The 9,775-nt window shown below is 47.9% G+C and carries 10 protein-coding genes and 1 pseudogene; 2 read left to right on the top strand and 9 right to left on the bottom strand.

The window, feature by feature from the left end:
• Positions 1-173: pseudogene (locus ACTHSX_RS07665) on the bottom strand (IS5/IS1182 family transposase); the annotation flags it as partial.
• Positions 174-644: 471 nt separating this feature from the next.
• Between ACTHSX_RS07665 and ACTHSX_RS07660 the strand changes: the two are divergent.
• Complete coding sequence (locus ACTHSX_RS07660) at positions 645-1,262, top strand: biosynthetic peptidoglycan transglycosylase (protein ID WP_440377292.1); 618 nt, start codon at positions 645-647, stop codon at positions 1,260-1,262.
• On the opposite strand, the gene ACTHSX_RS07655 is transcribed toward ACTHSX_RS07660, so the two are convergent.
• Positions 1,203-1,859 carry a hypothetical protein gene (locus ACTHSX_RS07655; RefSeq protein ID WP_440377291.1) on the bottom strand — a complete coding sequence of 219 codons (657 nt, stop codon included), beginning with the start codon at positions 1,857-1,859 and terminating at the stop codon, positions 1,203-1,205. The genes ACTHSX_RS07660 and ACTHSX_RS07655 overlap by 60 nt on opposite strands.
• A 70-nt stretch (positions 1,860-1,929) precedes the next feature.
• Complete coding sequence (gene alaS, locus ACTHSX_RS07650) at positions 1,930-4,821, bottom strand: alanine--tRNA ligase (RefSeq protein WP_440377290.1); 2,892 nt, start codon at positions 4,819-4,821, stop codon at positions 1,930-1,932.
• 250 nt (positions 4,822-5,071) lie between these two features.
• On the opposite strand from alaS, the gene ACTHSX_RS07645 reads away from it, so the two are divergent.
• Complete coding sequence (locus tag ACTHSX_RS07645) at positions 5,072-6,202, top strand: polyamine ABC transporter substrate-binding protein (RefSeq protein ID WP_440377289.1); 1,131 nt, start codon at positions 5,072-5,074, stop codon at positions 6,200-6,202.
• 166 nt (positions 6,203-6,368) lie between these two features.
• On the opposite strand, the gene ubiE is transcribed toward ACTHSX_RS07645, so the two are convergent.
• From ubiE to ACTHSX_RS07615, 6 genes are all read right to left on the bottom strand, one after another.
• Positions 6,369-7,106, bottom strand: a complete 738-nt coding sequence (ubiE, locus tag ACTHSX_RS07640; protein ID WP_003746386.1) for a bifunctional demethylmenaquinone methyltransferase/2-methoxy-6-polyprenyl-1,4-benzoquinol methylase UbiE — start codon at positions 7,104-7,106, stop codon at positions 6,369-6,371.
• Positions 7,107-7,135: 29 nt separating this feature from the next.
• Positions 7,136-7,438 carry a ribonuclease Z gene (locus ACTHSX_RS07635; protein WP_440377288.1) on the bottom strand — a complete coding sequence of 101 codons (303 nt, stop codon included), beginning with the start codon at positions 7,436-7,438 and terminating at the stop codon, positions 7,136-7,138.
• 81 nt (positions 7,439-7,519) lie between these two features.
• A complete protein-coding gene (locus tag ACTHSX_RS07630; RefSeq protein WP_063075864.1) occupies positions 7,520-7,951 on the bottom strand; it encodes a gamma-butyrobetaine hydroxylase-like domain-containing protein in 432 nt (143 codons plus the stop codon).
• A 1-nt stretch (position 7,952) separates the two neighbouring features.
• A complete protein-coding gene (locus tag ACTHSX_RS07625) occupies positions 7,953-8,186 on the bottom strand; it encodes a cytochrome b6 (protein WP_250580234.1) in 234 nt (77 codons plus the stop codon).
• 76 nt (positions 8,187-8,262) lie between these two features.
• Positions 8,263-9,552, bottom strand: a complete 1,290-nt coding sequence (locus ACTHSX_RS07620) for a CAP domain-containing protein (RefSeq protein WP_440377287.1) — start codon at positions 9,550-9,552, stop codon at positions 8,263-8,265.
• 68 nt (positions 9,553-9,620) lie between these two features.
• On the bottom strand, positions 9,621-9,752 hold the full coding sequence (locus ACTHSX_RS07615; protein ID WP_256388404.1) for a hypothetical protein: 132 nt from the start codon (positions 9,750-9,752) through the stop codon (positions 9,621-9,623).
• Positions 9,753-9,775: the final 23 nt, after the last annotated feature.

Here is a 9,775-nt window from a genome sequence, read left to right as displayed (position 1 = left end):
AACAGGGGATAGGCGGGACGGCCGCGGTGGTCTCGAAGGTAACGGGTTCTTTGACGATTCAGGTACTGTTCGATCGGCTGCCAATCAATCACCTGATCCAACTTTAATAGTGGGAAGCGGTCGATGTGTTTGGCAATCATGGCTTGTGCGGTTTGCTGAAAGAAGATGGTCATAAGAAATCCCCTAAATGTCTTAGTAGGAATTTAGGGGATTTTGGGGAATTTTGCAAAGGTCTCGGCCTTTGATATTGAGTTTTGTTGGTACATGACCCAAGCTGCGTTTGCTACCGACTGGATTACGGCATGGTTTGGAATCATTCGGTAGCAACAAAAACCGCGTGCGTGCGTACCGCACACACCCTACACCTTAATCTTAAGGTTTGCGTCGCCCGCAGGTAGGGTGTGTGGCGTAGCCACGCACGCGGTTGGTGGGAATGCTGTACTACAGTCTATTTATCAAAATATTGTGGTACGGTGAAAGTACTCAGTTACACAAAGGAATTAGCAGAGTGGATGAACACATTTAAGATTTGAGCTGCCTGTAGATAGGGGATGTAGTATAGGCTACAGTTTGCTACTATAGTTATTTGACTGTAAGAAATTCGTTCAGTAGAATATTTACAATACTTTAAATAGATTTATTTTATGTTATCCTCCAGCCCCAATAATAGAAAAATTAGAAATTTCCTAATAACGATAAATCAAGATTTGTTTTTAATAAGAGAGAAAATTGAGAAAATCTCTTATATCCAAATAATTAGTTATGATGATTATGATGAACTACACTATCTAGTAATGGCTCTCGAAGATAGACGTTTCTTGAAACATTGTGGAGTAGATTTTCGGTCTATACTTAGAGAATGCAAAAAATTTCTTTTTGGAGAAAAATTCGGTGGTGCAAGCACAATTGATATGCAAATGGTGCGTACTATTACTGGCTTCAAAGAACGTACCTTATATCGAAAGATTTATGAATCAATATTAGCTTTTATTGTTAATTTTAAATTTTCTAAGAAGCAAATTATTGATTGCTATCTAGACAATGCATTTTTTGGTAGCCACCTATATGGAGTTAAAAGGGCAACTCAGGAACATTTTGGTAAAGATATAAGTCAACTTACTTATGATGAAAAAGCACAATTAGCAGCTATGCTACTGAGACCCCGCCCCTTACACCCAAATGATAAATGGCAAGAGAAAATCTTAGTACGATCGAGGTACGCGAAGGACATTCGGGGTGGAATGAAAGATCGCAACCAATAGTGTCCAGTTGGAGGCTTTGTTTAAATTATATGCAGATAACTCTTCGGTATTCCCATTAAGAATTTCTTCTTTTTTATCATGAGCTTCTTTAATTAAGATATTATTTATTTCTTGGGTAGAGGCATAAACTTGATTAAGTCTATCTAATATGCTTTTTAATATATTATTTAACTTATCTTTTCCTTGATTGTTTAAATAAAAATTAAGTTCTTCATGCGCCAGATAAAACTGCCTTTGTACACTATACTCTAAACGGTTTGCTAAACCCTCTAAAGATAAGCTAGATAATTCTAATAATAGTAATTGCAATTCTAAATTCCATGATTGAACTGCTTCCCTATAAGTTACTCTAAGAGGGTCATCCTTTTCAATATTTTTTGTAGTAATAAGCGCATCGATTAGATTTTGTAATGCAAATCTTCTTTTACTTACCGCTTGAATCAATCTAGTGCTAATTGCTGTCAACCTTTCCATCTCTGCTTCTGCATTTTTAATCTTTTGTTGATTGCGAAATGCTTTTTCTTGAAATATTTTAGTAATTTTATTTCCAATCCAACCAGATATTACTACCAAAATAATTTTTTCAAAAAATTCCATTCTTTTTCTCCAAAATACAGAAATTTAGGCTGCCTGAAACCCACTTTCAGGCAGCCTGTACTTTCCTATATTACAGCTTCTCTTTAACCCAACCTTCCACGCTTACCAGCATTTCAGGCAATTTGTCGGCATCTGTACCGCCGGCTTGCGCCAAGTCAGGACGGCCGCCGCCTTTGCCGCCGACTTGTTCGGCTGCGAATTTGACCAAGTCGCCTGCTTTCACTTTTCCGGTCAAGGCTTTAGATACGCCGGCGCACAGGGAAACTTTGCCGTCGTTGACTGCGGCGAGCAATACGATGGCTTGTTCTGATTTTCCGGTCAAGTCGGTCACGATTTCACGCAGGGCTGCGGCATTGGCTTCGATTTGTGCGGCAACGAGTTTGGCTGCGCCCAAGTCTTTTGCATCGTCCAAGAGTTTGGCGCCTGCATGGACGGCGAGTTCGGCTTTGGCGCGTGCCAATTCTTTTTCCAATGCTTTGGCGTGTGCTGCGCCTGCTTGGATTTTTGCCAGTACGTCTTTTTCGGTTTGGGCTTTGGTTTCGGCAATAATATCTTTAACCAAACGCTCTTGTTCTTGTGCCCATTTGAGTGCGTTCAGGCCAGTGATGGCTTCAATACGGCGCACGCCTGCGGCAATACCGCCTTCGCTGATTATTTTGAAGAGGCCGATGTCGCCGGTGCGTGAAACGTGTGTACCGCCGCACAATTCGGTAGAGAAACCGCCCATTTGCAGTACGCGTACTTCGTCGCCGTATTTTTCGCCGAAGAGCATCATGGCGCCGGTTTTTTGGGCATCTTCCATGCTCATAATGGCTGCGTTGACGGCAACGTTGGCCAAAATGGCTTCGTTGACGCGGCGTTCTACTTCGGCGATTTCTTCGGCAGTTACTGCTTGTGGATGGGAAATGTCGAAACGGGTGGATTCGGCGGTAACCAAAGAGCCTTTTTGTTCAACGTGTTCGCCCAATACATCGCGCAGGGCTTTGTGCATCAAGTGGGTCGCGCTGTGGTTGCGCATATTGGCATTGCGGATTTCGTCATCCACTTTGGCGGTAACGCTGTCGCCGACTTTCAGACGGCCTGAAGTTTGTACGCCGAATTGGCCGAATACGGCCGCTTTGATTTTTTGGGTATCGCGTACTTCGAAGCGGTTTTCACCTGCGAAGATATAGCCGACGTCGCCAACTTGGCCGCCGGATTCTGCGTAGAACGGGGTAAAGTCGATAACGACGGCACCTTCGTCGCCTTCGTTCAATTCGTTGACTTGCTCGCCGTCTTTGTAAAGGGCGAGGACTTTGGATTCGGTTTGGCGTTCGCTATAACCTTTAAACTCGGTGTCCTGACCTTCGTAAGGCAGTTGGGCGTTGGCTTTGAAACTTTGTGCGGCGCGTGCGCGTGCGCGTTGGGCTTCCATTTCGCGCTCGAAGCCTGCTTCGTCCAAATCGATACCCAATTCGCGCGCCATGTCGGCGGTCAGGTCGTAGGGGAAGCCGTAGGTGTCGTAGAGTTTGAAGATGTGTTCGCCGCTGATAACGAGTTTGCTGTTGGCGATGTTGTCCATCAAGTAGGTATTCAAGGCTTCGGCAAACGGTTTTTCCGCGTCGGGAATATGGGCGGTTTCCAAAGCAGCCTGCAAATCGATATACATGCCTTCGTTCAGGCTACCTGAAACTCGAGGACGGATAACGATTTGCTTTTTGCTCGGAGCAACACGGGAAGCGGCGGTAAATTCCACACCATCTGCGGTTTTCAATGTCAGAGGTTTGCCTATACCGTCTTGCGGCAACAAGCTTTCCAGTTTCAGGAATTTCATGCCGTTGAGCACTTGGTTGAACAAGCCCATGCCTTTTTCCAGCGTTTCGCCGAAGCGGCTTTCTTCCGCGCGCAAGGCTTCCATAATCTGTGTCTGTTTCTCTTTCAACTCAGGATACGCGGCGCCCATTTCTTTCACCAAATCGGGCACGAGTTTGTAGAAAAACGCCTGTTTCTGGCCTAGTTTGTAACCGTGGCGCACGGCGCGGCGGATAATGCGGCGCAATACGTAGCCGCGGCCTTCGTTGGAAGGCAATACGCCGTCTGCAATCAGGAAGGAGCAGGAGCGGATGTGGTCGGCGATGACTTTCAGGCTGGGTTCTTCCATGCTGAATGGCGCGCCGGTTTCGCGGGCAACGGCTTTGAGCAGGTCTTGGAACAAGTCGATTTCGTAGTTGCTGTGAACATGCTGCATGACGGCGGCCATACGCTCCAAGCCCATGCCGGTATCAACGGAAGGCTTAGGCAGCGGATTCATATTGCCTTGTTCGTCGCGGTTGAACTGCATGAACACGCAGTTCCAAATTTCAATCCAGCGGTCACCATCTTCTTCAGGGCTGCCCGGAATACCGCCCCAGATTTCTTCGCCGTGGTCGTAGAAAATTTCGGAGCAAGGGCCGCAAGGGCCGGTGTCGCCCATTTGCCAGAAGTTGTCGGATGCGTATTTCGCGCCTTTGTTGTCGCCGATGCGGACGATGCGCTCGGCAGGCATGCCGATTTCGTTCAACCAGATGTTGTAGGCTTCGTCGTCTTCTGCGTAAACGGTCGCCAACAGTTTTTCTTTAGGGATGTTCAACCATTCGGGGGAAGTCAGGAATTCCCAAGCGAAGTGGATCGCGTCGCGTTTGAAGTAGTCGCCGAAGGAGAAGTTGCCCATCATTTCAAAGAAGGTATGGTGGCGGGCGGTGTAGCCGACGTTTTCCAAGTCGTTGTGTTTGCCGCCTGCGCGTACGCATTTTTGCGCGGTAGTAGCGCGGTTGTAGGGGCGTTTGTCAAAGCCGAGGAACACGTCTTTAAATTGGTTCATGCCTGCGTTGGTAAACAGCAGGGTCGGGTCGTCGTGTGGCACGAGCGAGGAGGAGCGGACGATGGTGTGGCCTTTAGATTCAAAAAATTTCAGGAATTTTTGGCGTAGTTCGGTGGTTTTCATAATGTCTCGATAAATTTTTTACAAGGATTTCAGACGGCCCGGACGGCGCGTTGCGATTAAAAACGAATGGGCGTTATCTTACCGCAAAACCATATTTCAAGCTATCGGCAGAAAGGTTTTAAGTTGGCGGCAAGCTGTCTTTCAGACGGCCCTAAGCGGGTCGATATCTTTTAACAATGAAGCCTATCCGCCCCGGCTTGCCTGCTTTATAATGCCTTTCTCTTTTCAACCGGATACGCAAGGAATGATAATGGCCAAACATCTGCCCCTCATCGTACTGACTGCGCTGGCGCTGGCCGGCTGCGGCGGCTCGGACAAAAACTCTGCCGACAAGGCGGCGCAAACCGATAATCAAAAGGTATTGAGCATTTACAACTGGTCGGAATATGTCGATCCCGAGACGGTTGCCGCGTTTGAGAAAAAACACGGTATCGCAGTAACTTACGATGTATATGACAGCGATGAAACACTGGAGAGCAAGGTGTTGACCGGCAAGTCGGGTTACGACATCGTGGGTCCTTCCAATGCGTTTGTCGGTAGGCAGATTAAGGCAGGTGCGTATCAGAAAATCGACAAATCCCTGATTCCCAACTATAAAAACCTCAATCCACAATTAATGAAGTTGATGGAAGGCGTTGATCCGAACCACGAATATGCCGTTCCATTTTATTGGGGGACTAACACTTTCGCCATCAATACCGAGCGTGTAAAAAAGGCTTTGGGTACGGACAAACTACCGGACAATCAATGGGATTTGGTGTTTAACCCTGAATACACGTCCAAACTTAAACAATGCGGCATCAGCTATTTGGACAGCGCGGCGGAGATTTATCCTATGGTGTTGAACTATATGGGTAAAAATCCAAACAGTAGCGAAACGGCAGATATTAAGGCGGCTACGGAAGTTTTGAAGAAAAACCGTCCGTACATCAAGCGTTTTACCTCGTCCGGTTTTATCGATGATTTAGCGCGCGGCGATACTTGCGTAACGATTGGTTTTGGCGGTGATTTGAACATTGCCAAACGCCGTGCCGAAGAAGCAGGCGGCAAGGAAAAAATCCGCGTGATGATGCCGAAAGAAGGCGTGGGGATTTGGGTGGATTCGTTTGTGATTCCGAAAGATGCCAAACATGTGGCCAATGCCCATGCGTATATCAATGATTTCTTAGATCCTGAAGTTGCGGCGAAAAACGGCAATTTTGTTACTTATGCGCCGTCCAGCAAACCGGCTCAAGAGCTGATGGATGAAGAGTTTAGAAACGACAATACGATTTTCCCGACCGATGAGGATTTGAAAAACAGCTTTATCATGGTACCTATCCAACCGGCGGCGTTGAAATTTATGGTCCGCCAATGGCAAAGCGTGAAAGCAGGGACATAAGCTGATTTGAACGTATTAAGGCCGTCTGAATGGTGTAATCGAGATATTTGATTTCGTTTTACGGCTGTTCAGACGGCCTTTGGTTCGTGTTAGATTGGCTTGGATAAGGTTTAAAAACAAAGGGCGTGTCTATCAATCACGCCCTTTGTGTTTGTTTCAGACGGCCTTAGAATTTCACACCTTTATGCAGGGCGACGATGCCTGCGCTCATGTTGTGGTAATCCACGCTGTCGAAGCCTGCATCCAGCATCATTTGTTTCAAGGTTTCTTGGTCGGGATGCATACGGATGGACTCGGCAAGGTATTGATAGCTGTCGGCATCTTTTGCAATCAGTTTGCCCATAATCGGTAACAGTTTGAAAGAGTAGAGGTCGTACACGCCTTCCAAAGGTTTGTACACTTTGGAGAATTCCAACACCAGCAGGGTGCCGCCCGGTTTCAATACGCGGTACATTTCTTTCAGCGCGGCATCTTTGTGCGTCATGTTGCGCAGGCCGAATGCGACGGAAACCAAATTGAAATAGTTGTCGGGGAACGGCAATTTTTCAGCGTCTGCCAATGATACGGGCAAAATCATGCCTTCGTTGAGCAGGCGGTCGCGGCCGACCGTCAGCATGGAGGAGTTGATGTCTGTCAGCCAAACTTCGCCTTCTTTGCCCACACGTTTCGCCCAGCCTCGGGACAAATCGCCTGTACCGCCGGCGATATCCAATACTTTGTCGCCTTTTTTCAGACGGGCGGTATTGATGGTGAAATGTTTCCAAACACGGTGCAGACCGCCGGACATTACGTCATTCATAATGTCGTAGTTTTTTGCCACGGAGTGGAAGACTTCGGCAACTTTGCCTGCTTTTTCGTCTTCGTCAACAGTCGTGAAGCCGAAATGGGTTTTGTGGTCGCTCATAGTGTCTGCCTTCTTAAAATAATACGGATTCAGATATCGAATACGTCGAAATCGCCAACCACTTTCGACGCGGGAAATATAGTTTGTACCTGCCGCTCCAGCATCAGGCGTTGCTCTTCTTCAGTATGACGTGCGCTGATGTGGGTCAGGTAAAGTTGTTTCACATTGGCTTGCAAAGCCAGTTTGGCGGCATTGTATACGGTCGAATGGAACACTCGTTCTGCTGTCTCTTCATCGCCTGCGGCAAAGGTTGTTTCATGCAGCAAAATGTCTGCGTTTTGAGCGGCACGCACTGCCTGCGGGTAGGCTTTGGTATCGCTGAAGATAGCCACACCCGTCCTTTTTTGGACGAGGGAGGAACGCTTTGCCGTCAATGATTCTGCCGTCGTCCAATATTACGGTCTCGCCTTTTTTCAGACGGCCTTTCCGCCGCAACCGCCGCTACCGCAGGAATGTGTGTGTTTGGGTTTTAAATCTTCGGCACTTGGCGTTCTGGACGCACCGGCTTTCTCGAGGCGGTCAAGATAGTCTTGCCAAAGCGCATCTTGATTATGCGCCAGTCGGTAGAGATAGTCCCAATCGTAAAGGCCGCTGTCATGGCCGTCTGAAAAAGTAATTTTCAATGCGTATTGGCCGACGGGGTCCAAATCGGTAATGCTGACTTCGGCTTTGCCTGTTTGCAAAACATCTTGGCCTGGACCGTGTCCGCGCACTTCCGCGCTGGGCGAGTACACGCGCAGGTATTCGGCAGGAAGGCTTTTGGCACCGTCAACATAGACCAAAGTCAGTACGCGCCGCTCTTGCTGGAGACGGATTTCTTGTGGAATTTTATCGGCTTGGGTCATGTCATGCTCCGTTCTTTTTACGCAAATAGGCAACGCGTACAGAAAAAATACCGCCAAGTACGGCAAACAGCACGATTGCGTAGAGTGAAAACCGTATCAGGATCACTTGCGTGTCCGCCGTCAGCCCCAAAGGCAACAACATCACGGCAACGAACAGTAAAAACGCGGCCAACATGGCGGCAATGCTGGCAAAGGCATAGCGGGTATTGGCTGCTGTTTGCGGATGTTTGGTCATATTGGATAGCTTGCCGTAGGGTGGTGAGGCGGTATTTTATCAGCTTTTTGGTGCTTCATGCCGTCTGAAAACGGCTTTATTTCCATAAATAAAGTGTAATGGCGCGCCTGTCTTCGCCTTCGGGCATTAAGCGGATGCTGCTGCCTTTGCTTCCGTTGACACGGATAATAATACCGCCGGCCTGCCGTTCGATAATGTCGAGTTGGCTGTCGCGGTTCATGCGGTAGTTGTAGCGTTCGCATTGCTTCAAGCACCAAAAATCCTGCCAATGGATAAAATATTTTTGTCCGGATTCAATGGCCAGCGTTTCGCCGCCTTTGACGATGAAGTAAGGATAATCGGGTTTTTGCGTGCTGAATGTCCATTCGGCCGTTTTGTCTTTTCCGTTTTGATGGTATTGGAACACGGCACGGTAGTCGGTGTCGTATTCCAATGGCTGTAAAGGAAACAGCGCAAATTGGCGTTCGGTCAGGAGGCGGTTTGGGTCATTATCTTTATCTAAGATTTTGACGTCTCTGATTTCTTTTGTGTCCTGATACAGTTTGAACAAACGCATTTTGACCGGAGGCGATTGCTCTGAGAAGGCAATGCTGACCGGATTGCCGGTCATTTCATAATGTGGCATAGGGTCGGGACGTTCGCCGTGGAAAACCGGCGAGGCGAAATTGCCTTGCGGATAGGTGATGTAAGGCCGGAGTTTGCGGTTGGAGATTTCATCCGCATAAACAATGGCATGGCCATGACAGGCATCTTGATAAAACGAGCGACTGAGGTCGGATAGGGGGCGGTTTTTTTGGCAGAGGCTGTTGAATCTGCTGTCGCCTTGATTGATGCTCAACGCAATTTGTTTACCTTGCGATTCAAATGCTGCACCGGCCTCGTCGATATTTTGATCGAGTAAGGAGAGACGGTGATAAATCGCTGTCATCAGATTGTCCAGTTGATGTTGGGCAGGTAGATGGTCGTTGATTTTTTCGTTTGGCGGATGCTGGCCGGTGCTGACGTTTTCATGCACGCCTTTATAGGCATAACCGGCTTTGCGCGTGCGGTCTGATGGGCGTGGGCCTGTATAAAAGGGATTGCGCGTATTGTGTTCGTCATGACCGTCGTCAGGGTTTTGCAGCAGATAGCGGGCATGATTGCGCGCGGCGCGTTCGAGTGTGTCTGAGTGCGCCAGTGCGGGCAGATTGGCTGAGGAGCGGAGGAAGTTTAAATACGCCAAGGCGTCAAAATCGGCAACGGCAGAACGATTTTGCGGCGGTTGGGCGTAGATGAGCTGGTCTTCGGAATAGCGATGGGTTTCGTAGTATTGGAATATACCGAGCGCGACGGCAAAACCACCCAACCAGTAAAGAATGTGTTTCATTATATGTACTGCGTTCAGACGGCCTTGAGCTACGGCTCTTTCCCCTTGAAACTCATGCCGTTAAATGATTATTTTGATAGCGGCTTGACTTGGAATGCTTCAGGATGGGATTTGAAATATTCAACAGCGATAAATCCGCCGCCAATAATAATCAACAGGGCAATGGCCATGCCGATCATCGCTAAAATGAATTTGTCCATATTTGTCCGTTTGAATGAAGGCC

This window comes from Neisseria sp. P0014.S002 (assembly GCF_051958295.1).
In the GTDB taxonomy this organism is placed as follows: Bacteria; Pseudomonadota; Gammaproteobacteria; order Burkholderiales; family Neisseriaceae; genus Neisseria; species Neisseria flavescens_B.
This window is presented reverse-complemented; position numbering and strand designations above follow the sequence as displayed.